Annotated in this window: 18 protein-coding genes; 3 read left to right on the top strand and 15 right to left on the bottom strand. The window is 69.4% G+C overall.

The window, feature by feature from the left end:
* Positions 1–12 precede the first annotated feature (12 nt).
* The 10 genes from lysS to CYFUS_RS17775 all read right to left on the bottom strand — a co-directional run bounded on the left by lysS (position 13) and on the right by CYFUS_RS17775 (position 13,123).
* On the bottom strand, positions 13–1,557 hold the full coding sequence (gene lysS, locus CYFUS_RS17820; RefSeq protein WP_095986316.1) for a lysine--tRNA ligase: 1,545 nt from the start codon (positions 1,555–1,557) through the stop codon (positions 13–15).
* 76 nt (positions 1,558–1,633) lie between these two features.
* Complete coding sequence (locus CYFUS_RS17815; protein WP_095986315.1) at positions 1,634–1,987, bottom strand: anti-sigma factor family protein; 354 nt, start codon at positions 1,985–1,987, stop codon at positions 1,634–1,636.
* A gap of 26 nt (positions 1,988–2,013) precedes the next feature.
* Positions 2,014–2,616 (bottom strand): sigma-70 family RNA polymerase sigma factor, encoded by a 603-nt coding sequence (locus tag CYFUS_RS17810; RefSeq protein WP_095986314.1) that lies wholly within the window; start codon positions 2,614–2,616, stop codon positions 2,014–2,016.
* Between the two features lie 110 nt (positions 2,617–2,726).
* A protein-coding gene (gene prfB / locus CYFUS_RS17805) for a peptide chain release factor 2 (protein WP_232537633.1) occupies positions 2,727–3,846 on the bottom strand; the annotation gives its coding sequence in 2 pieces (ribosomal slippage) (positions 2,727–3,776 and positions 3,778–3,846; 1,119 coding nt in all).
* Between the two features lie 18 nt (positions 3,847–3,864).
* Positions 3,865–5,175: a DUF4105 domain-containing protein gene (locus CYFUS_RS17800; protein ID WP_095986312.1), complete on the bottom strand. Its 1,311-nt coding sequence runs from the start codon at positions 5,173–5,175 to the stop codon at positions 3,865–3,867.
* Positions 5,176–5,220: 45 nt separating this feature from the next.
* Entirely contained in the window at positions 5,221–6,126 is a 906-nt protein-coding gene (gene ybeY, locus CYFUS_RS17795; RefSeq protein WP_198316610.1) for an rRNA maturation RNase YbeY, read from the bottom strand.
* Positions 6,092–8,587, bottom strand: a complete 2,496-nt coding sequence (locus tag CYFUS_RS17790; RefSeq protein ID WP_095992080.1) for an HD family phosphohydrolase — start codon at positions 8,585–8,587, stop codon at positions 6,092–6,094. Before CYFUS_RS17790 ends, ybeY begins: the two co-directional genes overlap by 35 nt.
* Positions 8,588–8,691: 104 nt before the next feature.
* Positions 8,692–9,768 carry a PhoH family protein gene (locus tag CYFUS_RS17785; RefSeq protein ID WP_095992079.1) on the bottom strand — a complete coding sequence of 359 codons (1,077 nt, stop codon included), beginning with the start codon at positions 9,766–9,768 and terminating at the stop codon, positions 8,692–8,694.
* Between the two features lie 106 nt (positions 9,769–9,874).
* Positions 9,875–11,068 carry a DUF4388 domain-containing protein gene (locus CYFUS_RS17780; protein ID WP_095986310.1) on the bottom strand — a complete coding sequence of 398 codons (1,194 nt, stop codon included), beginning with the start codon at positions 11,066–11,068 and terminating at the stop codon, positions 9,875–9,877.
* Positions 11,069–11,080: 12 nt separating this feature from the next.
* Positions 11,081–13,123 (bottom strand): tetratricopeptide repeat protein, encoded by a 2,043-nt coding sequence (locus CYFUS_RS17775; RefSeq protein WP_232537632.1) that lies wholly within the window; start codon positions 13,121–13,123, stop codon positions 11,081–11,083.
* Positions 13,124–13,367: 244 nt separating this feature from the next.
* On the opposite strand from CYFUS_RS17775, the gene mazG reads away from it, so the two are divergent.
* A complete protein-coding gene (gene mazG, locus CYFUS_RS17770) occupies positions 13,368–14,546 on the top strand; it encodes a nucleoside triphosphate pyrophosphohydrolase (protein ID WP_095986308.1) in 1,179 nt (392 codons plus the stop codon).
* 114 nt (positions 14,547–14,660) lie between these two features.
* Positions 14,661–14,936 (top strand): 30S ribosomal protein S20, encoded by a 276-nt coding sequence (gene rpsT / locus CYFUS_RS17765; RefSeq protein WP_095986307.1) that lies wholly within the window; start codon positions 14,661–14,663, stop codon positions 14,934–14,936.
* Between the two features lie 9 nt (positions 14,937–14,945).
* Here rpsT and lptE read toward each other — a convergent pair whose 3' ends face one another.
* From lptE to CYFUS_RS17750, 3 genes are all read right to left on the bottom strand, one after another.
* Positions 14,946–15,488 carry an LPS assembly lipoprotein LptE gene (gene lptE / locus CYFUS_RS17760; RefSeq protein ID WP_095986306.1) on the bottom strand — a complete coding sequence of 181 codons (543 nt, stop codon included), beginning with the start codon at positions 15,486–15,488 and terminating at the stop codon, positions 14,946–14,948.
* A 71-nt stretch (positions 15,489–15,559) separates the two neighbouring features.
* On the bottom strand, positions 15,560–18,064 hold the full coding sequence (gene leuS / locus CYFUS_RS17755; RefSeq protein ID WP_095986305.1) for a leucine--tRNA ligase: 2,505 nt from the start codon (positions 18,062–18,064) through the stop codon (positions 15,560–15,562).
* 97 nt (positions 18,065–18,161) lie between these two features.
* A complete protein-coding gene (locus CYFUS_RS17750; protein ID WP_095986304.1) occupies positions 18,162–18,545 on the bottom strand; it encodes a response regulator in 384 nt (127 codons plus the stop codon).
* A gap of 139 nt (positions 18,546–18,684) precedes the next feature.
* On the opposite strand from CYFUS_RS17750, the gene CYFUS_RS17745 reads away from it, so the two are divergent.
* A complete protein-coding gene (locus CYFUS_RS17745; protein ID WP_232537631.1) occupies positions 18,685–18,942 on the top strand; it encodes a hypothetical protein in 258 nt (85 codons plus the stop codon).
* On the opposite strand, the gene CYFUS_RS17740 is transcribed toward CYFUS_RS17745, so the two are convergent.
* Positions 18,914–19,537: an RNA polymerase sigma factor gene (locus CYFUS_RS17740; RefSeq protein ID WP_095986303.1), complete on the bottom strand. Its 624-nt coding sequence runs from the start codon at positions 19,535–19,537 to the stop codon at positions 18,914–18,916. The two genes, CYFUS_RS17745 and CYFUS_RS17740, sit on opposite strands and share 29 nt — an antisense overlap.
* 32 nt (positions 19,538–19,569) lie before the next feature.
* Positions 19,570–23,646 (bottom strand): protein kinase domain-containing protein, encoded by a 4,077-nt coding sequence (locus CYFUS_RS17735; RefSeq protein WP_095992078.1) that lies wholly within the window; start codon positions 23,644–23,646, stop codon positions 19,570–19,572.
* Positions 23,647–23,906 lie beyond the last annotated feature (260 nt).

Here is a 23,906-nt window from a genome sequence, read left to right as displayed (position 1 = left end):
GGGGATTCCTGCCTACTTCGCAAGCGGCTTGAGGAGGGGGAAGAGAATGACGTCGCGGATCGACGGCGCGTCGGTGAACAACATGGCGACGCGATCAATCCCGATGCCCTCGCCCGCCGTGGGCGGCATGCCGTGCTCGAGTGCGCGGATGTAGTCCTCGTCGTAGTCCATCGTCTCCTGCTGACCGCGCTGCTTGGCCTCCAGTTGGGAGAGGAAGCGTTCCTTCTGGTCGATGGGATCGTTGAGCTCGGAGAAGGCGTTGCCGATCTCCCGGCCCGCGACGAACAGCTCGAAGCGATCGGTGAAGTCCGGGTTCTGATCATTGCGGCGTGCCAGGGGGCTGACCGCCGTGGGGTACTGGGTGATGAAGGTGGGGTGCACCAGGGTGGTCTCCACGTGGTGCTCGAAGAGCGCGCCCACCAGCTCCCCGTGGTGCATGGTCTGGATGGCGCGGCGATCCGCCTCGCCCTGGGCCTTGGACAGCAGCTCGTGCCGCAGCCGGTCCGGATCCGCCATGTCCTTGTCGCTCAAGGAGGGCACCGCCTCGCGGATCGCCTCCGTCATGGGGATGCGCTTCCAGCCCTTGCCGAAGTCCAGCACGTGGCCCTGGTAGGTGACCTTCGTGTCCCCCGTCACCGCCTTGGCCGCCCCCGAGAGCATCTCCTCGGTGAGGTCCATCAGGTCCTCGAACGTGGCGTAGGCCTGGTAGAACTCCAGCATCGTGAACTCGGGGTTGTGCCGGGTGCTGATGCCCTCGTTGCGGAAGTTGCGGTTGATTTCGTACACGCGCTCGATGCCGCCCACCACCAGACGCTTGAGGTAGAGCTCCGGCGCGATGCGCATGTACAGGTCGATGTCGAGCGCGTTGTGGTGCGTGGTGAACGGACGCGCCGCCGCGCCGGACACCAGCGGGTGCATCATCGGCGTCTCCACCTCGATGAAGTCGCGCCCGTCGAGGAACTCGCGGATGTAGCGGATGAGCTTGTTGCGCTTGAGGAAGGTCTGCTTGACCTCGGGGTTGGACACGAGGTCCAGGTAGCGCTGGCGGTAGCGCGTCTCCACGTCCGACAGGCCATGCCACTTCTCGGGCAGGGGGCGCAGGGACTTGGTGAGCGGCAGGAACTTCGTCGCCGACAGGGTCAGCTCGCCCGTCTTCGAGCGGAAGAGCGTGCCCTGCACCGCCACGAAGTCGCCCAGGTCGCACAGCTTGAACAGCTCGTAGGCGTCCCCGAGCGCGTCCTTCTTCAGGTGGGCCTGGATCTCCCCGGAGCGGTCCCGCAGCTTCACGAAGGCGGCCTTGCCGAAGCTGCGCACGGCCACGATGCGGCCCGCCACGTCGTAGGCGACCGGCCCGGCCTGCTCGAGCTCCTCGGTGGACTGCTTGTCGTGACGGGCGAGGATGTCGGCGGCCAGGTGCTGGGGCCGGTACCCATTGCCGTAGGGGTTGAAGCCGGAGTCCTTCCACTTGCGCGCCTTGTCGAGGCGCTGCGCGTAGATTTCCTGCTCCTTGGACCCAAGGTCTACTTCGGCGGTCTTGTTCTCTGGCGTGTCGGACATGGGCATCCCGTGAGGGCGCGGCACGCTAGCCAAGCGCACCCCGGGACGCAATCAATGGACGCAGCCGCCCCTTCTTTCAGGAAGAAGACACGAGCAGGTAGGCCGCCACCGCGGCCGCGAGCAGCACGGGGATGAGCACCTCCACCGGCAGCCGGTAGTGCGCGTGCGCCAGTTGCAACCCGCGCAGGCCAGAGCGGCGCTGGCGCTTCACCCGCGCCAGCACCTGCGAGGCCAGCGCCGGCGGCGCCTTGTGCCGCGGCACCTGACGCACCCGGAGCACGGTGCTCGAATAGGCCTGCCACCCCTGCTGGCACTCGCCACAGGTGTCCAGGTGGGAGCGCACTTCACGCGCCGTGTCGGCGGGAAGCTCCTCATCGGCGAAGGCGATGAACAGGGCCCGGGTTTCACGATGGCTGAGCTGCGCTGGCATATCCCGAAGTCTCCGCTGAAAACCGTTCATTCCTCAAGCCGCCCCAGTACATCCGCCAACTTCTCCCGGGCCCGGTGGAGCCGGCTTTTCACGGTTCCCAACGCTAGCTCGGTAATGTCGACGATTTCCTCGTACGACAGGCCCTCGATGTCCCGGAGCGCCACCAGCATGCGCGCGTCCGGCTCGAGCTGGGAGATGGCCCACTGCACCCGGGCCTGCTCGCGCGCGGCCTCCAGGGCCTCGTCGGGCCCCGGGGGCGAGCCCAGCGCCCGTGCCAGCGCGCCCTCGCTCTGCTCGCCGTACTCGTCCGAGCGGCCCCGGCCCCGGCGCTTGAGGTACTTCAGCCGGTTGAGACAGTGGTTCTTTCCGATACGGAACAACCACGTGGACAGCTTGGAGTCCTCCCGGAAGCGCGCCAGGTGCTGGTGGGCGCTCACGAAGACCTCCTGCACCACGTCATACGCCTCTTCCGGGTCCGCGAGCATCCGCACGCAGAAGTCGTAGAGCCGGTCCTGGTTCTCGCGCACCAGGGCCTCGAAGGCCTCCGGCTCGCCACGCCGCAGCCGCGCCAGCAACAGGCGCTCCGGCGTCTCCACGTCCTGACTCCCGAGCACTTCGCTCGCAGACACCAGTGACCTCCCCGCGGCCTGTCCCGCGCACGGCTCCACCCCACTCCCCTGGCTTCCCGCGGCCTTGGACAACGAGGCCGCGGAAAGGTTCCCCGCCCGGTGGCGAGGGGCTACTCGGAGGCCGCGCGGTTGGGGTTCTTCACCCCCATCAACTGGGCGGTGACGAACGACTCCAGCTCTCCGTCCAACACCGCGTCCACGTTGCCCGTTTCCACGCCCGTGCGCAGGTCCTTCACCATGCGATAGGGCGCCAGCACGTACGAGCGGATCTGCGAGCCGAAGGAGATGTCCTTCTTCTGCGCCTCGGCGGCGTCCCGCTCCGCCTCGCGCTTCTTCATCTCCAGCTCGTAGAGGCGGCCCCGGAGGATCTTGAACGCCATGTCCTTGTTGGCCGACTGCGAGCGCTCCGTCTGGCAGGTGATGATGATGCCGGTGGGCAGGTGGCGCAGCTGCGCCGTGGACGAGGTCTTGTTGACCTTCTGACCGCCCGCGCCGCCCCCCCGGATGAACTTCAGCTCGATGTCCTTCTCCGGGATGTCGATCTGGATGGAGTCATCCACCTCCGGGTACACGTCCACCGAGGCGAACGCCGTCTGCCGGCGCGCGTTGGCGTCGAAGGGGCTGATGCGCACCAGCCGGTGCACCCCCACCTCCGCCTTGAGGTAGCCGTAGGCGTACTCGCCCTCGATGCGCAGCGAGACGTTCTTGAAGCCGGCTTCCTCGCCCTCCTGCGAGTCGTTGATCTCCACCTTCCAGCCGCGCTGCTCGCAGTAGCGCGTGTACATGCGCATGAGCATGGCGGCCCAGTCCATGGAGTCCGTGCCACCCGCGCCCGCGTTGATGTCCATGAAGCAGTACGACCGGTCCTGCTCGCCGGAGAGCATCCGCGCCAGCTCCAGCTTGGCGATGTCCGCCTCGACGGCGCCGAGCGAGTCCTCGGCCTCCTGCGCGCTGGCCGGGTCGTTCATCTCCGCCGCCAGCTCCAGCAGCGTCTGCGCGTCGTCCAGGCCCCGGAGCGCCTTCTCGAAGGAGCCCACGCTCGCCTCCAGCGTGGACTTCTCCTTGAGCATCGCCTGGGCCTTGGTGTTGTCGTCCCAGAACGTGGGCAGCGTGGATTCGCGCTCGATCAGCGCGATGCGAGACCTCTTGCGATCGAGGTCAAAGATGCCCCCTGAGCGCCATCAGACGCTCGCGAAGCCCGCCGATTTTCTCCATCGAGTCGTTCGCCATGTTGTGTCCTCCTACCAGTCAGTTGCCAGAAGCCTTCAGGGTGGGCGCCAGGGGTGGGGACGCCTGTCGCACCGCCACCACGGAGCGCCCCAGCGTCATCGCACCCGCCATGCCCACCGACACGGGCAGGAGCAGCGCGATGAGGCGCCAGTTGTCTTGATCGAACAGGGGCAGCGCCTTGAGCACCAGCCCCAGCACGCCCAGGGCCGCGAGCACCACCCACAACCGCCACATCCTCTCGCGCGCCCGCGGCGAGCCGCGCATCCACTGGAAGCCCAGGGGCAGCGCCAGCACGGTGAGCGGGTTGGCCAGGAACAGGTTCTCGTTGCGGTACGTCACCGTGTGGTCCGTGCCCAGCCACATGATGAACAGCGCGAGTCCCGGAATCCCCACCACCAGGCCCACCAGGACGTTCTGCAGGCCGAGCAGGACGCGGGGCGCCCGCCCACCCGTGCGCCGTTCCCACAGGGCCAGCCCCACCGCGAGGCCACCCAGCACGAGCCCCAGCAGCAGCAGGACGGGGGCATAGTTCGGCGGCTGCGCGGGCGTGGCCGGACGGCCCTGCGCCGCGTAGAGGGTGAAGGACCGGGCCACCAGGGGGTGACGCTGGCCGTCCTCTCCCAGCACCTGCAACTCCGCCACCTGCCGCTCCAGCTCGTCGGGCAGGAACGCCTCCTGCCAGCGCGTGGTGGGCTTGTCGATCTCGTCGTTCATCAGGAAGTCGAGCAGCAGGCTCATGGGCGGGCCCACAGCCGTGTAGCGGCGCGTGTGATCGCGCAGCGTCATCCGCCCGGGGCCGCTCGCCGCGGCGTGCAGCTGACCTCCCAGCACCTTGTCGAGCGCATCGCGCAGCCGCGTCACGCAGTTGTCGTTGTAGTGGTGGTAGAGGTAGTTGCGGTTCTGCGGCAGCACGTTCTCCGCCAGCAGCCGTCCCAGCTCCACCTTCTGCGCGGGCGCCAGGTTCAACTCCTGCAACCGCACGTCCCGGTTGATCGAGCGGTAGAAGCGGAACACGGCCGCGGGGTTCGCGTCGTCCACCCAGAACTCGAGCCGCCCCATCGCGTAGCGCAGGAGCATGCGCTCGTCGAAGGAGAACATGCCGTAGTTGTAGAGGCGCGACTGGCGCAGCTTCTGGTCCTCCACCACCAGCGAGCCGTGGCCGAACCAGGACGGCACGTCGTCGCCGGGCCCGAAGGTGACCAGATAGACGGACAAGTCCTCCCCCCGGCTCTCCCCGGTTCCCCAGGGAGGCAGCTCCTGCGCGGACGCCGGAAGGGCGGTCAGCAACAGGCCGAGCAGACAGAGCATCGATGAGGCGAGGCGGGACATTCGCACCTACCTATCACGCGCGCCGCCCGACTCAACCCGTCCGTCTCACGTCATGAGCTTGCGAGCCCGGGGGGCCACCGCGTCCCCCACCATGCCGCTGGCGCCCAGCAGGCGCTCCTCGGCGCGCGCCATCTTCTGCGCGTCCTTGGGCCGCTCGTGGTCGTGCCCCAACAGGTGCAAGAGGCCGTGCGCCAGGTAGCGCGCCACCTCCTGCTCGAGGGTGCGCTCGTACTCCCGGGCCTGGAGCTTCGCCGTGTCCAGGGAGATGACCACGTCGCCGAGCTGCCTCGGCCCGGGCGTGCCCTTGGGGGCCTCGCCCGCGGGGAAGCTCAGCACGTCCGTCGCCTTGTCCTTCTTGCGCCAGGTGCGGTTGAGCCGGCGGATGGCATGGTCGCCCACCAGCGAGATGGACAGCTCGCACCCGGACAGCTCCAGCTTCTCCAGGAACGTCTCGGCCAGCTCCGTCACCTGCTTGGAGAAGCGCTTGCCCTGGGGATGCGCCACCTGCACCGTCACCCGGTTCTCCTGGGGCTCCTCCTCGGCCTGCTCGATGTTCGCCAGCTCCACCCGGAAGGCCGGTGCGCACACCGAATAGTAGTCGCACGCGCCCTGCCCATCGTTGCGGTACACCACCCGGCGGCCCCGGGGCACCAGGCCCATCTCCCCTTGCTCGATGAGCTGGCGCCGGCCGTCCACCACGAGCGTCAGCTCGCCCTTGAGGACGATGACCACCTCGTCGAACTCGGGCTTCTGCGCCGGCTCGCTCCAGCCCGGCGGCGCCAGCATGCGCGCCACCGACACCGAGTCGGTGCCCGTCGTCGCCGCGCCCACGAACTCCTCGATGCGCTTCCCATCGTCGCGGGGAATCACCTTCCCCTTGCGCAGCTTCACGTTCGCCCTCCTCCCGCCACGCGCATCAGGTGCCCGTACCCACCGGACGCGCCTTGCCATCCTGCTTCGCCGCCGGCGCCACCATCAGCGAGCCCTTGGGGCCCGCCTGCAGTGCACCGGCCGGATACTCGGGACGCGCATGATAGATGCCCTCGAGCGTGTGCAGGAAGGACTGCGAGATGAGGTTCAAATCCCGAAGTGTCAGATCGCACTCATCCAACTGCCCCTCGGAGAAGATGAGGTTGATCATCTTCTGCACCTGCGCTTGCAGCCGCGCCGAGGTGGGCTCCGGCAGCGAGCGCGTGGAGGCCTCGACCGCGTCGGCGATCATCACCAGGGCGGCCTCGCGGAACTGGGGCTTGGGACCCGGGTAGCGGAAGATGCTCTCGTCGAGCGGAGGCGCGCCTTCCTTGCCCTCCTGCTCCTTGAGGGCCTTGTGGTAGAAGTAGCCCACCAGCCGGGTGCCGTGGTGCTGGGGAATGGCGTCCGCCACCAGCTTGGGCAGCCGGTACTGGCGCGCCATCTCCAGCCCCTCGGTGACGTGGCGCTTGATGATGACGGCGCTCATCGCCGGGGCGAGCCCATCGTGCCGGTTGTCCCCCTTCTGGTTCTCCCCGAAGTAGAGCGAATTCCGGCCCTTGCCGATGTCGTGGTAGTAGGCGCACGAGCGCGCCAGCAGCGGATTGGCGCCGATGTCCTCCGCGGCGTTCTCCACCAGCGTGCCGATGATGATGGAGTGGTGGTAGGTGCCCGGCGCCTGGACGATGAGCTCCTTGAGCGCGGGGTGGTTGAGGTTGGCCAGCTCCAGCAGCTTCAGGTCCGACGCGTAGCCGAACACGGACTCGATGAGCGGCGTGAGCGCCAGCACCACCACCGGCACGCCCAGCGTCGTGCCCAGGAAGGCGAACACCGCGGTGAGGAGGGTGTCGGGGGTGAGCCCCTTGCCCTCGGCCAGGAAGAGGAAGAGGACCCCGAGCAGGTTGGCCACGCCGGTGATGAGGCCCGCCTTGAAGATGCCCACCCGATCCTTGGCGCGGGTGATGCGGTCGGCCGCCACCAGGGCCCCCACCAGCGCGTAGATGCCGAAGGACAACGAGTTGCCCAGCATCACGCCGCACAGGCACGCGAGCACGATGGCGAAGAAGAGCGCCATTTCCTCCGACAGGACGAAGCGCACCAGCATGGCTCCGGCCGCCACGGGGAAGGCGTAGTAGAAGGCCTCCAGGGGCAGTGCCGCGTAGCGGTCCTGCACCGCGTCCGCGATGGACACCCAGATCTGCGCCAGACCCAGCATCGACACCAGCAGCAGCCCCAGGAGCAGCGCGTCCTTGCGCGTGGGCCGGAAGCGCCGGAAGGCCGCCCGGCAGAAGAGGTACGTGGCGGAGATGAGCAGCGCCACCAGGCCCGTGCCTCCCACCTGCAACTGCAGCAGATCCAACCGGTCCGTCTGCGCGCGCATGCCCCGGATGGCCACCAGGTGCGTCTCGTTGACCAGCTCCCCGTCGCCGATGACGCGCTGGCCCTTCTTGATGGAGATGACGGCGTCCTTCACCGCCGCCGCCGCCAGGCGCCGCCGGGCGTCCGTCTCCGCCAGGTTGATGGTGAGGTTGGGCCGCACCAGCCGCTTGGCCAGCCGCAACACCGCCCGGCGCTGCACGACGGGGGCGTCCGGCAGGAGGTTGCCCGGAACGGAGGCGAAACGCTCCAGCTCCGTATAGGTCTCGCGCAGGTCCACCACGGTGGGCGCCGTGATCGCCAGGGTCTGCTCGCCATTGTGGCGCAAGTCCCTCACGGTGATGCCCTGGGCACCCTCGCGCGCGAGCTCCTCGCGCGCCGGGGCGATGTACACCGGCAGGGGCTCGGAGAAGCCGTAGGCCCGCTCCACGAGCGACAGCGTGGCCGCCTCCAGGAGCGGAGAGAAGCGCCCCGCGTTGAGCGCCTGGAAGTCGTCCGCGTCGATCTCCGCGTCCCGGCGCCCGAAGAGCAACACCAGGAAGCCCTCGCGCATCGCCTCCAGCTCCAGGCGCTGACGCTCGCGCTCCTCCACCGTCGGCGCGGGCGCCTTGCGCGGCTTGCGCGTCTCGGTGGCCTCCGCGGGCACGGGCGGCGCGGCGGCTTCCTTCTCCGCCAGGCGCCGACGCATGTCCGAGAAGGCGCCGCTCACGGCGGTGCGCAGCTCCGGCGCCACCCCCGGGCTCAGGTCGTACACCGGGCGCACCGCGGCGCGGGCCTCCTGGCGCCGCTTCTCGGTCATCGCCCCGTGGAGGATGTCGTAGTCCCGCCCGGCCTTGAACCCCGCCGGCGCGTTGGTCCGGAAGGGCCGGCCCAGGTTCTCCTCGGTGAGGGCGGGGATCTGCTGGCTGTAGAGGCCCGGGGAGATGACGAAGCCGGCCGCGACCGACACCACCCCCAGCAACAGCAGGTTCGTCAGGCGCCGGCCCCATTGGGGGCCGAGCCGGAAACGGCGCGACAAGGCGTCCAGCGGACTGGGTCCGGGGGGCGGCGATTCCGGTTCGGCCATGGCGGTCATCAACCTATGAGAGGCGGGACGGAGACTTCAAGCAAGGCGGGAGGCGGCGTGTTGCCTGCCAATCGCTCCCCCGCCCCACCACTCGACCAGCGAGTTCACGCGCCGGGCGGCTCGTCGCTGGAGGCGGGCACCGGGGCCTCGGCGGCCTGCTCGGCCTGCTTGAGCGCCTTGGCGGCCTGCTGGGCGGCATCGAAGCGATCGTAGGCGCGGATCACCTCCTGCACCAGCGGGTGGCGCACCACGTCCACCTCGGTGAACTCGGTGATGCACAGGCCCTCGATGTTGCGCAGGATGGAGCGCGCGTGGTGCAGGCCGCTCATCCGTCCCACCGGCAGGTCCACCTGCGTCACGTCACCGGTGATGACCGCCTTGCTGTTGTAGCCCAGGCGCGTGAGGAACATCTTCATCTGCTCGACGGTGGTGTTCTGCGCCTCGTCGAGGATGACGAAGGAGTCGTTGAGCGTGCGGCCGCGCATGAAGGCCAGCGGCGCCACTTCCACCACCCCCTGCTCGATGAAGCTCGTGGCGCGCTCGATGGGCATCATGTCGTGGAGCGCGTCGTAGAGCGGGCGCAGGTAGGGATTGACCTTCTCGGCCAGGTCCCCGGGCAGAAAGCCCAGCTTCTCACCGGCTTCCACCGCCGGACGCGCCAGGACGATGCGCTTGACCTTCCTGTCGAGCAGATAGGAGACCGCCATGGCCATGGCCAGGTACGTCTTGCCCGTGCCCGCGGGGCCGATGCCGAAGACGATGTCGTTGGCGCGGATGGCGTCCACGTAGCGCTTCTGCGCGAGGCTCTTGGGAGCGATCTGCCTGTTGCCCGAGCTCTTGAGCACGGGCCCCATCATCACGTCCTGGAGCGACTCGACGCCTCCGCGACCCAACACCTTGATGGCCTGCTCCACGTCCTCGCGGTAGATGGCACGGCCCGCCCGGATCATCCCCTCGAGGCTCTCCACCAGCTTCACCGTGAAGGCCACGGCATCCGCGGGTCCCGACAGGTGCAGTTCCGTCCCCCGCTGTCCCACGCGGACACCGAGGCGGCGCTCCATGAGCTTGAGGTTCTCGTTCTGGTTGCCACACAGCGCCAGGGTCGTCGCGTTGTCGCGGACATCCACCTTGGCGGAGGTGGGGCTGACTTCTTGGGCCTCTACAGTGGCGGGGTTTCGCAATTCATCCCATCCCATGAGTGCGGGGTCTCGGCTTTCAACCTCACTTCAGTAACGGCCTCGATAACGACTTCCAGCCTCCGGTGTCGCTCACCAGCGAGCAGCCCACCTAGCGCAAGGGGGGCAGGAGGATGAACTGCCGGTCCGACGTACGACGGTAATAGTAATCATCCCTCCACGGGTAGCGCAGGTCTTCGTTTCGCAGCAGACCCACCTCCACCAGGGAGTCCAACCGTTCGGGGAGGTTGCCCTTTTCGAGGCGGAACACCTCCAGCGCGGCCTCGATTCGGACCTGTTGGGCACGAGACACCAGACGCTGGGCGGCCGGGTCCGAGTACGAGGAGGCCGACGAGCCCTGCAAGTCCCACGTGTCCGGCCGCAGCCGCGAGGCGACGAAGCCCAGCGCGGCGATCACCAGGAGGGTGACCGCGGCGCGCGCCAGCATGCCGCCCAGCCGCACGAGCAGATCCCCACCGCGCGCGGACGACGACAGGCTCGAGAGGCCCGAGGGCGGCAGGGCCCGGATGTAGTCGAGGTTGAGCAGGTTGACGAGGGCCTTCCAGGTCTCGAACTCGCCCAGGCAGCTGAGATCCACCAGCTTGCGCACGTCGCGCCCCGGGCCGATGAGGCTGTACACGCGGCGCTCGGTGCTGCCAATGGACTTGAACTCGCCCTTGTTCTCGTCCTTCTTCTCCTCGGAGAAGGCATCGTCGAAGGACGCGTCGAAGTCGTCCTCCTTCTCCTGGGCCTTCTGCGGCGGCAGCTCCTTGAGCTTCTCGAAGGTGGTGGCCTCGTTGGAGAGCTTCTTGCGCAGGTGGGGCCACTCATCCACCATCCGGAAGCCTTCCATGAGCACGCTCTCGGCGCGCAGCGGCGCGAGATCGTCCGCGTCCACCTGGACGCTCTCCTCCTGCTTGAACTCGTAGTCGCCCGCCTTCCAGGAGAAGAGGCCGTAGAGCGACTCCGTCACCTGCAGCCGCATCATCTGCTTGAGCTTCTCCGCGGAGATGGCGCCCGTGGAGGTGAGCACGTCCCCGAGCCGCTTGAGGGTGCGCTTCTGGATCTCCAGCGCGCTCTCGAGCTGCTGGGGCGTGATGAGCTCGGCGCTCACCAGCATGTTGCCCAGCAGGTCCTTCTTCTTGCGCGTGACGCTCTCGGCACGCACGATGTTGCCGTCCCGGATGAAGACCTGGACGTCCTGATCCTTGCTCTTGAGGTAGAGCACCCCGGTCTTCTGCTGCTGCCCGATGAGCTGCAGGATGTCCGCGATGCCGAAGTCCTTGAGGGTTCCCGTGAGCGCCATCGTCGTTCCGGTCTACTCGTTCTGGCGGCGGTACAGCCCGCGCAGCGACAGCAGGTGAAGGGGGATGAGGAGAAGCAACAGGGGGGCGAGCTTGAGGTACAGCGGCACCTCCCCATAGGGCGAGCGCAGCACCCCGGAGCGCAACAGCACCCCCGCCACCCCGAAGAGGAAGAGGAAGGCGTAGAGCGTGCCGCGCACCGCCAGCCCGTTGAAGAGATGGCCCGCGCCCGACACCAGGCCGCCGAAGACGTAGGACACGCCACTCGCCCACTGGCGGTTGCGCTCGATCTCGATGTGCTTGCGGGCCCGGACGCGCGCCTCCACCACGATCTTGCGCGAGAAGACGTTGACGCACTGGGCGCACAGCTTGCTGGCCACGCCCAGCTCCTTGTCACAGCGCCGGCACACCGGACGGCCACACTTCTCGCAATCGTGGGACGGCTTGAAGACGCCTCGGGCGAAGCCGAGCATGCCGACGAGCAGCGCCCCGAGCACGAGCGGACCCCAGGCGGAGATGCCCGAGCCGCCTCCGAGCAACCGGCTCGACAGCTGGGCCTCCACGCGCGAGGCCAGGGCCGTGTCCTCGACGACCGGCAGGTCCGTCAGGGGCAGCACGGGCGCGAGCAGCAGGCGGTTCATCGTCAGCCGATCATCCGGCGGCCGCTCCCACATCAGCAGCTCGCGATCCAGACGGCCCGCGGTCTCGAGCGCGTCACGCGCCTTCTGGTTCTGGGCGCTGATCTCCGAGTCCGGCGCCACGGCGGCACGGCGGCGGTAGACCTCGGCCAGGTTGAAGGCGGGCGCGGCCAGCCCCGGGTCCGCCGACAGGGCCTGGGTGTAGAGCCGCGCCGCGCCGTCCATGTCGCCCGTGGCCAGCAAGGCGTTGCCCAGGTTGGTCATCAACGGCGCGTGCCCGGCACGCAGCGCCATGGCCGCCTTGTAGTGGGTGATGGCTTCCGGCAGCTGGCCCCGGCGCGCCTCGAACCGGCCGAGCGCGAAGAGCTCGGCGAAGCTGGCCTGCTTCTTCTCGTGGCGCGCGCGCACGCGCTGGGCCACGGGCTCCGCGTCGATTCCGCCGTGCTCAAGCACGTAGACGTCCTCGGCCACCGTCCCCGCGAAGACCGAGGACTGGGCGAGCTTGCCCGCCGCGAGGGGGACGAGCGCCGACAGGACGAGCAGCAACGTGGCCACCACCCGCTCCGAGCGCGCCAGGTAGAACGACACGGAGCCCAGCAGCAGCAACAGCGTGGGCACGACGCCCCAGCGCAGGGCCAGGGGCGTGCCGAAGAGCAGCAGCACCGCGAGCGCCGTGGACTGCCAGTGGGCCGAGGCACGGGGAAAGAGGTGGTGGAAGTCGTGGAGCAGGAAGCGCGCGCGCCGCACGAAGAGCACGCCCACCACCACCATCGCCGTGGCCAGCAGCGCCAGCAGCACCACCGTCCCGAAATCCGCCAGCACCGGGCGGCGGTAGCGGGGATCCCTCAGCATCAACTCGAGCGCGGCCCGGAGCTCGCGCGAGTACTTGCCCACGGCCTCGGGCGAGCGCTCGGCATAGGCCTGGGCGAGTGCCAGGCGCGCGTAGGGAAGGTTCGGAGAGAGCGTCGCGGCGTTTTCCACGAGTCGCAGCGCCCCCGCCTCGTCGTGCGCCTTGCGCCGTCCCTCCGCCGCCCGGATGAAGCCGACGCTGAAGGACTCCAGATCCAGGGCCGCCACGTCTTCCCGGAGCGTCACCAGTTCCTGCTGGGCCGCGCGCGCCGCCTCGCTGTCCAGCGCCGCCACCGCGTCGCGCCATTTGACCCAGGCGGCCTGGAGGTCCGCATCGGAGATGCGCGGCGTGAGGATGGGCGCCGGAGGTGGCCGCGCGACCGGCCCGGGCACGGGGGCGGCTGGAGCCGCGGGCGCCGGGGCCACGACCACTCCCGCGTCCTGGCCCGCGGCACTCGCCGCGTCGTCCTGCGCCTCGTCCTCCTGGCCCTTGCGGCCCTTGCCCTTCTTGCCGCGACCCCGGGCCGCGGTCCCCTCCTCGTCATCCTCGGAGTCCGAATCGGATGGCATCGCCATCTCCTCTGGCTCCAGCATGGAGGGATCCTGATATTGCTGCGCATGCGCCGGCCTCGCGGGCATCCACGAGGCGAGGCACAGCAGCAGCGGAAGAAAGCGCAACGAGAAAGAGGGGTGCGACATTCGGTGGGCCGATGATAGGCGACCCCCCTGTCCCACGAAAGTTGTCGCGCCCCGCCACCGGGAATTCCCGTGTTGGCGCCGGGCCCCACGCTCGGAGAGAAGAGGAGGAAGAGCCATGAGTGCAGCAGGGGAGCAATTGGAGAGGTTGGCGGGAATCGTGGCACGTCTGCGCTCGGCGGATGGTTGTCCGTGGGACCGGGAGCAGGACCTGCGTTCACTGCGCCCCTACCTCAGTGAGGAGGCGTTCGAGGTCCTCGACGAGATGGATCGCGTCGCCGACGGGGGGCCCTGGCGTCCGCTGTGCGAGGAGCTGGGGGATCTGCTCTTCCAGATCGTCTTCCATGCCCGGCTCGCCGAGGAGCTGGGCGAGTTCACGTTGGCGGACGTGTCCGCCTCCATCAGCGACAAGCTCACCCAGCGCCACCCGCACGTCTTCGGCGAGAAGCAGGCGGATGGCACCCCCCAGCCGATGGCCGACTGGGCGAAGCTCAAGGCGCAGGAGCGCAAGAAGAAGACGGGCCAGGAGGGCTCGGTGCTCGACGGGGTGCCCACGCGGGCCCCGGCCCTGCTGCGCGCCGAGCGCCTCACGGAGAAGGCCAGCCGCATCGGCTTCGACTGGCCGGACCTGCACCACGTGCGCGCCAAGCTCCAGGAGGAGCTGGGCGAGCTGGACGAAGCCATCGCCTCGGGCAACCGGGACGAGCTGGAGCACGAGCTGGGTGACGTCCTGCTGGCGCTCGCCAACCTCGCGCGCTTCCTCCACACCCCGGCCGAGGACGCGCTGCGCATGGCCATCCGCCGCTTCACCGCGCGCTTCCAACACATCGAGTCCGCGTTGCGCACCGAGGCCGTTCCCCTCGGAGAGGCCACCTTGGCGCACATGGAACGACACTGGCAGGCGGCCAAGGCCCGGGAGAAGGCCCTGCCGCCCCCCACCCGGGTTCCCCGAGCGCCCCTGATCGCGCTGCGCCTGCCCGTGGTGGATCTCCCCGCCCAGCGCGCCTTCTGGGACCGGGTGGCTCCCCTGCTGGGCTGGAGCGCCGAGCGGGCGGGCCCCGAGGAGGCCGTCTACGGGGATGGCCTGTACCGGCTCACCTTCGTGGCTGGCCCGGCCGCTCCCTCGCCGGCCCTGCTCACCTTCGCGGCGCCCTCGGCCGCCGCGGTGCAGCGGTTGCGCGCCCTCCTGGAAGGCATGTCCGCGGGAGGAACGCTGGAAGCGGAGGGGGGCTCGAGCCGGTTGAGCTTCCGGGATCCCTCCGGGCTGCGGTGGGAGTACGCGGTCGGAGACCGTTGAAGGGAAGGCGTCCAGACGCCTGGATCACGGTCGGAAGCACGCAAACCTTGACGGTGGGGGAGGCGCCGAAGTAGGTACGGCGCCTCTTTCCACAGAAGTACGCTGGAGATCACCTTGGCCAACACCAAGTCTGCAGAGAAGCGTAACCGCCAGGCGCAGAAGCGCCGCGCCCGCAATGTCAACGTGCGCACCACGGTGAAGGATGCCGTGAAGAACCTGCGCGACACCCTCGCCTCCCCGGATGCCGGGAAGGCCGCGGAGGCCTTCAAGTCGGCCGCGAGCCGCATCAACAAGGCCTCCTCCAAGGGCGTCATCCACAAGCGCGCCGCCTCGCGCCGCATCTCGCGCCTCGCCAAGGCCGTCAACCGCGCCAAGGCAGCGGCGAAGTAGTCCTCCGCGTCACCAGTTGTTGGCCAACCGATCATAGCCCTCGCGCATCAACGTCTCGGCGAGACGGTACAGCGCGGCTTGACGGTTGGCCTCGGCTTGCAGCACGTCGCCGGACGCCCCTTCCGCGCCCGGCAGGAAGTCCTCGTTGCCCGAAACGGTCGTCTCCGCCAGGACCTGGCCGTCCCGCACCAGCCTCAACGTCACTCCAACCGAGGCCCGGTAGCTGGCGAGCTGCGACCCCGTCACCGCGACGTTGCCCTCGTAGACGGGCTCGGTGACGATCGTCGGAGCGCTGTTCACCCACGCCACCACGCCCTCGACGGACGCCTGGCAGGAGCCGGAGCCGCCCAAGACCCCCACGCGCACCAGTTCCTGGCGGAACATGCGCGTGAAGAGCGTCTCCAGGCCCGGCTCGGCGGTGTCGTTGCGGAAGATGGGCGCGCAGACGGAACCCACACCGCCGGGCAGCCCCGCGGACCGGGGGGTGAAGCGGTAGCCACACCCGAGCACCGACAACCAGAGCAACCCACCCACCGCGTAGAGCCGGGACATGGCGCCCACAGTAGCGGGGTGATCCCCCCGGTCAAGCGCGAGGAGGACACCCCTCCCCGCGCCCCACCGGCTCAGCCGACGACGAAGTTGACGAGGCGCTTGGGCACGAAGACGAACTTGCGCAGCGTCTTGCCCGCCAGGGCGGCCTTCACCCGCTCGTCCGCCTCGGCCGCGGCCCGTACGTCCGCCTCGGCCGCGTCCGCCGCCACCCGCACCTCCGCGCGCAGCTTGCCGTTGACCTGCACCGCGTAGGGAATCACGTCGTCCACCACCAGCGCCGGATCGAAATCGGGCCAGCCCTGGGTGACGACGAAGTCCCTGGCCCCGTAGGCCTCGGCGATCTCATCGGCCAGGTGCGGCGCGAAGGGCGTGAGCACCACCGTCAGCACCCGAATGGCCTCGGCCATGGCGGCCTTCTCCGCGGGCGTCTCCGCCGTGCCCAGCGCGTACAGCGCGTTCAGGTACTCCATGGTGCCGGCGATGGCGGTGTTGAAGGACAGCCGCTCGATGGCCTCCCCCACCCGCTTGAGGCACTTGTGCGCCGCGCGGCGGATCTCCAGCGCCTTGCCCTCGTAGGTGCCTTCATACGTAGCCGTCGCCCCGGCCACGCCCTGGTGCTGCGTGGCGAGCACCCATACCCGCTTGAGGAAGCGGTAGGCGCCCTCCACCTGATCATCGGACCAGTCGAAGTCGCGCTCGGGCGGCCCGGCGAACATCACGTAGGCACGCGCCGTGTCCGCGCCGTACTTCTCGACGATGGACGCGGGCGCCACCACGTTGCCCCAGCGCTTGGACATCTTGCGCCCGTCCGGCCCGTTGACGATGCCCTGGGTCACCAGCCGCTTGACGGGCTCGTCCACCGGGGACAGGCCGAGCAGCTTCATCACCCGCGTCCAGAAGCGGAAGTAGAGCAGGTGCATCACCGCGTGCTCGGGGCCACCCACGTACACGTCCACCGGCAGCCAGCGCTGGGCCTCCTTCGGATCGAAGGGCGCCCCGTCGAAGCGCGGCGAGAGGTAGCGCGCGAAGTACCAGCAGGAGTCGACGAAGGTGTCCATCGTCTCCGTCTCGCGCCGGGCCGGGCCCCCGCACGTGGGGCACGTGGTGTTGACGAACGCGGGCACCTTGGCCAGGGGCGGCTCGCCCTTGCCCGTGAGCACCGCCTCGGTGTCGATCTCCGGCAGGCGTACCGGGAGCTGCTCGAGCGGCACCGGCTGACCCTTGCGCTCGGGATCGCACTTCTCGCAGTAGACGATGGGGATGGGCGTGCCCCAGTAGCGCTGGCGGCTGAAGCCCCAGTCCTTCTGGCGGTACGTCACCTTGGGCTCGCCCCGGCCCTCGGCCTGGAGCTTCGCGCCCATCTTCCGACGCGCTTCGTCCGAGCTCAGGCCCGAGAACTCGCCCGAGTCCACCAGCACGCCGTCCTCGGTGTACGCCGCCTCGAGGGAGCCTCCCTCGGGCAGCTTGTCGCCCTGCGCGGGCTGGATGACCACGCGGACGGGCAGCGAGTACTTGCGCGCGAAGTCGAAGTCGCGCGCGTCGTGCGCCGGCACGCTCATCACCGCGCCCGTGCCGTAGTCGGCCAGCACGAAGTTGGCGACCCAGATGGGCACCGGCTGGCCGGTGAAGGGATTGATGGCATGGGCGCCCGTGAAGACGCCCTCCTTCGTGGCACCCTCCTCCGTGCGCTCCGTCTTGGAGATGGCCGCCATCTTCCGGGCGAAGGCCTCCACCTCGGCGCGTTGCCCGGGCGAGGTGATGCGCGCCACCAGCTTGTGGTCCGGCGCCAGCACCACGTAGGTGCAGCCGTGGATGGTGTCCACGCGCGTGGTGAAGACGCGCAGACGCTCCTCACTGCCCTGGATGGCGAAGTCCGCCTCCACACCCTCGGAGCGGCCAATCCAGTTGCGCTGCATGGAGGTGATGCGCTCGGGCCACTCCTTGAGCTCGTCCAGGCCGTCGAGCAGTTCCTGCGAGTAGCGGGTGATGCGGAACGCCCACTCGGGCAGCTCCTTGTCCAGCACCTTCGACTCGCAGCGCTCGCACACGCCGTCCTTCACCTGCTCGTTGGCGATGACGGTGAGGCAGCCCGTGCACCAGTTCACCTTGCTGAAGCGGCGGTAGACGAGCCCCTTGTTCAGCATCTGGATGAAGAACCACTGGTTCCAGCGGTAGTACTCGGGCTCGCTGGTGTTCACCTCGCGCGTCCAGTCGTAGCTGTAGCCGAGCGAGCGGATCTCCTTCTTGAAGGAGTCGATGTTCTCGCGGGTGCGCACCGCCGGGTGCACGCCGTCCTTGATGGCCGCGTTCTCCGCGGGCAGACCGAAGGCGTCCCAGCCCATGGGGTGCAGCACGTCGTAGCCCCGCATCTGGAAGAAGCGCGCGTAGACGTCACCGATGAGGTAGTTGCGCACGTGCCCCATGTGCATCTTCCCGCTGGGGTACGGAAGCATCTCGAGGATGTACTTCTTCGGGGCTCCGGGGCGCGCGCCCGCGCGGAACACTCCCGCCTCCTGCCAACGCTCCTGCCACTTCTTCTCGATTGCCTGCGGCTCGTAACGCTCGTTCATGGCCATGACGGTGAAGGGTCTTAGTGGGGCGTCCGTCCCCAAGCAACAACAGACGCCACCCGCCCCGTCCCGCTGACCCCCGAGGAGGGAGCCGACTCCGCCCCTACTCGAGCCGCAACAGGCCCCGCACCGTGTCCTGGACCACCTTGGACTGCACCGGCTTGACCAGGTAGGCGCTCGCCCCGAGCGCCATGGCCCGCGCCCGGTCCTCCATGGCCGACTCGGTGGTGATGACCACGATGGGCACCGTGCGGTAGGCCTCCGTCTGGCGCAGGTGGTGGATGAGCTTGAGCCCGTCCATCAGCGGCATGTTGATGTCGGTGAGGACCAGATCGTAGCGGCCCAGGGTGAGCTTCTTCAGGCCCTCGGCCCCATCCTGGGCCTCTTCGGTGTGTAGCCAGGTGCCCAGCCGCTGCAGGGCGTACATGAGGCTGCGCCTCATCGCCTGCGAGTCGTCCACCACCAGCGCACGGATCTGCTGCGTCATGACGGGCCACGATAGCACCGCCGCCCTCCAAAGCAGGGAAAGGACTGAGCGTCCGTCACGTCCATGACTTCCCGCGCGGCCAGCCCCCGGGCGGGCGGGATGACGTGACAGGTCATCCCCCGGGCGTTACCTCTCCGGAATGCCCGAAGGAAACATCATCCATCGCCTCGCGCGCGTCCACCACCGCTGGCTGGTGGGACGCCAGTTCACCGCCGACTCTCCCCAGGGGCGCTTCACCCAGGATGCAAGGCGGCTGTCCGGACGGGCGCTCGTGGGCGTGGAAGCCCATGGCAAGCACCTCTTCCACCCCACGCGGGCTGCTCTTCCGCCCGTGCTGCCAGGTGCCCCGCCGGGGCAGGCGCTGAGCATCAGCCTCCCAGGTTGTCCTGCTCGATGAGCCCCTGGCCGATGGCCATGGTGCGCAGGTGCGCCTTGATGCGCTGGAACTGCTGGCGCAGGGAGGTCGCCTTGCGGTTGAGCGCCGCGCTCGTGGGCGGCTCGTCCTCGTCCCACATGACCCGCGCCACCTCCGTCCACGACAGCCGTTGATCCACCCGGAACATCAGGATCATTCGCTCCTCGGGTTGCAGGCTGTCACGCAGGGCGCGGAAGCGCTCCTTGACCGAGGTCCTCTGCCAGGGCTGCGTGTCGGAGCGGCCCGGCTCGGGCTGCTCGGGAATCAGCGAGGCGGTGACGGGTGTCTCGCGCGCGGCGGGCGCGTGCAACAACTGGTAGCACGCGTTGCGCGCCAGCCGGTAGGCCCACGTCCGGAAGGAACTCTCCCAGCGAAACCCTGGCAGCCCCTTGAGGAGGTTCTCACAGAAGAGGCTGAAGGCATCATTGGCCTGCTCCGGGTTGTGCATGACGGAGGCAATGAGCCTCATGATCTCCATTCCATAGCCTTGCAGCGCGCGCTCCACCGCCCGTCCGGTATCCGCGCTCCGGCACAACTCCCGGATGTCCTGTTCCAACTGCTCACGATCCATCGCCATCTTCGGTCCCCGCGTTCTCTCGAGCCGTTCCACTACCCTGGAGTCCGCAGCACGCCCTTGTGACGCGAAGCCACCCCGTCGCCTTCCCCATCGAGCGGGCGCGACCATTCCCAGCCCCGCTCATGGAACTGGCGCCTCATGCTTTCTTCCGCCCGCCGACCATGGCCCGCGCTGCCCTGCTCGTGGGCCAACTCCAACGCGCGCAGGAAGGACGCCGAGGCCTCCGCCTCGCGGCCGAGCCCTCGCAACAGCTCACCCTCGAGGCGGTGCAGCTCCACTTCATACGAGCGCTCCTGGAGGGTGTCCGCCCAGGCCAGGGCATGGGTCACCACCGCCAGCCCCCGTGAGTACTCCCCCAACTTCAGGTGGAAGCTCGCGAACATGCCCAGGAACAAGGGCATGCCGGTGCGCATCCCCGCGCTGCGCCACCGCGCGAAGTTGGCCTGCATGAGCTCCAGCGCCTCCCGGACGCGGCCCCCCTCGGCCAGCACCCAGCTCTTGAGGAACACGGACCAGCCCAGCCACAGGCGGAAGCGATGCTCGGACGAGATCGCGATGCACCGCTCCACCCACTCCCGGGCGCACCCAGGCTCCTCGCGCAGCTGGCAGCCCAGGGCCGCGTACGTCAACGCGAACGCCAGGGTGTTGGGATGGCCGATCTTCTCGGCCAGGGCCACGGCCTCCCGCCCGTACCCGCGCGCCTGCTCCCCATGCCCGACGACGGACTGCACGACGGAGCCATAGGCCAGGGCGACCACCCGGGGATTGATCCATTGCTCCACGGCGAGCGCCCGGTGCGCCTCGAGATCGAAGTCCGAGTACTCCAGCGCCAGCTCGACGTGCTCCAGGGCGGTGGTCATGTGGCCCCAGGTGAAGTGATTGGTGGCCATCATCCGGTGCCCCAGGGCGAGCAGCTCCCGGTGGCGATGGCGCTCGCCCTGCCTCACCACCAGCTCCGCCAGTTCCTGGGCCACGTGGAACTTCGACCGCGCGAACAAATAGACATAGGCGCCCCAGGTGGACACCCCCAGTCCGGGCAACGCGTCGCCCACCTGGTGGAACAGCTCCATCACCCGGGCGTAGGTCTGCTCCACCTCGGCGGAGCGCAGGCTGCGCACCTGCTGCAAGGGCATGCCCAACGCCACCAGCAGCCGCAACTCCTGCTCGGCGCGCTCCGGGGTCTCCGGAAGCGAGCGCAACAGCCGGAGCGCCTCGCGCAGGTGGTGGATGGCCTCCACGTTGGCCGAGCGCAGACTGGCCCGCTCTCCCGCCTTCGCCCAGAAACGCACCGCCGCCGCCGTCTCGCGCGCCTCCGAGTAGTGGTGCGCGAGCAGCTCGGGCTGCGTCTCCGCCAGCTCGGGCGCCTGCACCGCCAGGGTCTGGGCGATGCGCCGGTGGTAGTCGCGCCGCGTGTGGCGCAACAGCGAGTGGTAGGCCGCGTCCTGGAAGAGCGCGTGGCGGAACTGGTAGCGCGGCTCGCTCGCGTCCTCCACCTGCTGCCACAGGCCCGCCTGCAGCAGCCCGGCGACGTCCTGCCGCAGTTGCGCCTCGCTCCGCCCGGAGAGCGCGATGAGCAGCGAGTGGCTGAAGTCGCGGCCCACCACCGCGCACAACTGCGCCAGCGCCTTCTGACTCCGAGGCAACCGGTCCAGGCGCTCCAACAGCAACCCACCCAGGGTGACGGGAATGGCCGAGGGCTCGACGGCCGATTCCCCCGCCCGCGCCCGCTCCACCACCATGCGCGTCATCTCCTCGACGAACAGGGGCACCCCGTCCGTCTTCGCCACGAGCTGCTCCACCGTCTCCTCCGCCAGCACCGTCCCGCTGGCGGCCTGCCGCACCAGGTCCGCGGTGAGCCTCGGCGACAACCGCTCCAGCACCAGCGGGTGCAGCCTGGAGCGCGCGGGCCAGGAGGGCTGGAAGTCCGGACGCGCCGTGAGGAAGACGCACAGCCGCGCCTGGTCCACCTGCTCCAGCAGCACCCCCAACAGCTCCAACGTCGAGGGATCGGCCCAGTGCAGGTCCTCCACGAGGGCCAGGACGGGGCGGTCCTCGGCCAGGCGCAGCAACAGCGTCACCAGCGCCTCGAACGTCTTCTCCTTCTGGCGCTGCGGGGTGAGACGCAGGTGGGGCGACTCCTCGACGATGGGCAGCGAGAGCAGCACGGCCAACGAGCGCACATGCTCCGCCGGCAGCCCCACCGCCCCCATGCGCCCCTGGAACTTGCGCAGGTTGGAGTGGGGATGACCCTCCGGGTCGAGCTTCAGCATGTGCAGCAGCAGATCGATGATGGGGCGTAGGGCACTGCCGCTGAACTGGGGCAGACACTGCACCTGCAGGAGCGTGCCCTCCTCCGGGGGAATCCGCTCCCGCAGCCCCCGCAGGAGGCGGGACTTGCCAATACCCGCCTCACCCTGGACGAGCACGAACGCGCCCTCGCCCCGCCGAGCCCGCTCCCAATGCCTGGACAGACGCTTCAGCTCCTCCTCCCGGCCCACCAGGGGCGTGAGTCCCCCCGCCTCGTGGGCCTGCTCGAAGCGGCCCCGGATGCGCTTCTCCCGTACCAGCCGGTACAACTCGCTCGTCACCTCGCCGGCGAGCCCCTGGAAGGAGCGGGCCCCGAGCGGCTCGGTGCGGAAGGCGCCCCGCACGAGCCGCCAGGTGGTGTGGCTCAGGCACACGGTGTCGGGCGCGGCCTGGCGCGACAGCCAGGTGGCGAACTGGGGCGCCTCGCCCTGCAGCGCGGCGGCGCGGCCCTGGAGGGGCTGGGGCAGGTTGTCGAGCACCACGGTGTCGGTGTGCAGCCCCACCTTCACGGCGAGCTCGCGGCGCGGCAGGTAGGGCCACTTCTGCTGGAGGGTGGCCCCCAGGTGCGTCACCAGGTGCAGCCCCGCGCGAGCCGCCCGCTCCGCGTCGTCCTCCCGGGCCTGGGGGTAGCCGAAGCAGGCGAGCACCGAGTCGCCCACGCACAGGGTGATGGAGCCCCCATGCCGCACCACCAGCTCCGAGCAGGCTTGATGAAAGGCCCCTTCCAGCTCCCCGACGTCCTCGGCGTCCAGGTGCTCGGCGAGGCTGGAGAGGTCGGCCAGCCAGCACTCCAGCAGCGTCACCTGCCGGCGCTGGGGCCCCAGGCCGGGAGCCCCCTCGCGCCAGGGCGCCAGGCCCTCCGCGATTCGATCGAGTCGTGCCTTCAACTCGGTGGCGCTGGACAGCCGCCGCTCGGGGGCCTTCTCCAGCAGGGCGGCCACCAGCCGCGCCACCTCCTCGGGCAGCTCCGGACGACGCTCGCGCACCGAGGGCACCGGCGCGTCCGACAGCACCCAGGCCCGCAGCTCCGCCAGGTTCTCTTCCGGGCGGGGCGGCTCGCCGGTGAGCAGCTCGAAGAGCAGGGCACCCGCGGCCCAGAGATCCGTGCGGGCATCCTGCTGTTGCCCCCGCCACTGCTCGGGCGCCATGTAGGCGGGTGTTCCCGCGGCGGGCAGGTGCAGGGTGGCCGGAAAGGAGGCGGCCGTGATGTGGGCCAGCCCGAAGTCCAGCAGCTTCACCTGCCCCTTGCGGCACAGGAAGACGTTGTCGGGCTTGAGGTCGCGGTGGACGATGTGGTGCTCATGGGCGTGGGCCAGCCCCGCGGCCACGGCGCTCAGGATCTCCAGGCAGCGAGGCAGCGAGGGCCGCTCGCGCAACAGCAGCGCCGCGAGGCTCTCGCCCTCCAGACATTCCAGCACCAGGAAGGGGACCTTGGGCTCCCACGGCGCGCCGCTCCAATCGGCCACGTCGAACAGGCGCACGATGTTCTCGTGATCGAGCTGGGCGACGGCCTTGGCCTCCTGGCGCAGCAGGGCGCTCATGGGGGCCTCGGGGACGCCCTCGCGCGAGAGCAGGAACTTGAGGGCCACCACCCGCTGCAACTCCTCGTCCCGGGCCCGGAAGACCAGGCCCATCGCGCCTCCCCCTATCTGTTCGAGGATCTCGAACCGGTGGCCGTCCGGCCCTCCCAGATGCTCTCCCCGGCGCGGAACCCGCAAGGGCACCGCCCCCTGGGCCACCTGCCGCAGGAAATCGTCGTCGAGCTCCTCGTCCTCTTCCCCCTCGTGTGGAGCACCAGACAAGCTGGACTCCCGTTCCCAAGGCTGTTCATTCGAATCCCTGTCGTCCTGACGCATCCCTTCGCCCTCCGGTGTTCCCGCCGGACCACCTGGCGCAGCGCCTCATCATCAGGATTAAGAACCAGCGCGAACGTGAGCAAGGAATGGCCGCCCGCCCTGGCGAGCCCTCCCCCGAGGAAGGAGACATCCATCCTGGCCGGGGATGGCTCGCGCGGAGGAACAGGTGGCGGACAGGCAACCCCTGACAACGCCCGCCTCCCCAG

The sequence above is a fragment of the Cystobacter fuscus genome (assembly GCF_002305875.1).
GTDB lineage: Bacteria > Myxococcota > Myxococcia > Myxococcales > Myxococcaceae > Cystobacter > Cystobacter fuscus_A.
Note: the sequence above shows the minus strand (reverse complement) of the source record. Positions and strands in the feature narration are given on the sequence as shown.

Coding starts and splice junctions, on each gene's coding strand:
- mazG (WP_095986308.1), top strand. CDS start 13,368: ATGAGTGCAGCAGGGGAGCAATTGGAGAGGTTGGCGGGAATCGTGGCA.
- lptE (WP_095986306.1), bottom strand. CDS start 15,488: ATGTCCCGGCTCTACGCGGTGGGTGGGTTGCTCTGGTTGTCGGTGCTC.
- lysS (WP_095986316.1), bottom strand. CDS start 1,557: ATGTCCGACACGCCAGAGAACAAGACCGCCGAAGTAGACCTTGGGTCC.
- CYFUS_RS17780 (WP_095986310.1), bottom strand. CDS start 11,068: ATGGCGCTCACGGGAACCCTCAAGGACTTCGGCATCGCGGACATCCTG.
- leuS (WP_095986305.1), bottom strand. CDS start 18,064: ATGGCCATGAACGAGCGTTACGAGCCGCAGGCAATCGAGAAGAAGTGG.
- CYFUS_RS17800 (WP_095986312.1), bottom strand. CDS start 5,175: ATGTCCCGCCTCGCCTCATCGATGCTCTGTCTGCTCGGCCTGTTGCTG.
- CYFUS_RS17740 (WP_095986303.1), bottom strand. CDS start 19,537: ATGGCGATGGATCGTGAGCAGTTGGAACAGGACATCCGGGAGTTGTGC.
- CYFUS_RS17815 (WP_095986315.1), bottom strand. CDS start 1,987: ATGCCAGCGCAGCTCAGCCATCGTGAAACCCGGGCCCTGTTCATCGCC.
- CYFUS_RS17750 (WP_095986304.1), bottom strand. CDS start 18,545: ATGACGCAGCAGATCCGTGCGCTGGTGGTGGACGACTCGCAGGCGATG.
- CYFUS_RS17745 (WP_232537631.1), top strand. CDS start 18,685: ATGCCCGAAGGAAACATCATCCATCGCCTCGCGCGCGTCCACCACCGC.
- CYFUS_RS17790 (WP_095992080.1), bottom strand. CDS start 8,587: ATGGCCGAACCGGAATCGCCGCCCCCCGGACCCAGTCCGCTGGACGCC.
- ybeY (WP_198316610.1), bottom strand. CDS start 6,126: ATGGCAAGGCGCGTCCGGTGGGTACGGGCACCTGATGCGCGTGGCGGG.
- CYFUS_RS17775 (WP_232537632.1), bottom strand. CDS start 13,123: ATGCCATCCGATTCGGACTCCGAGGATGACGAGGAGGGGACCGCGGCC.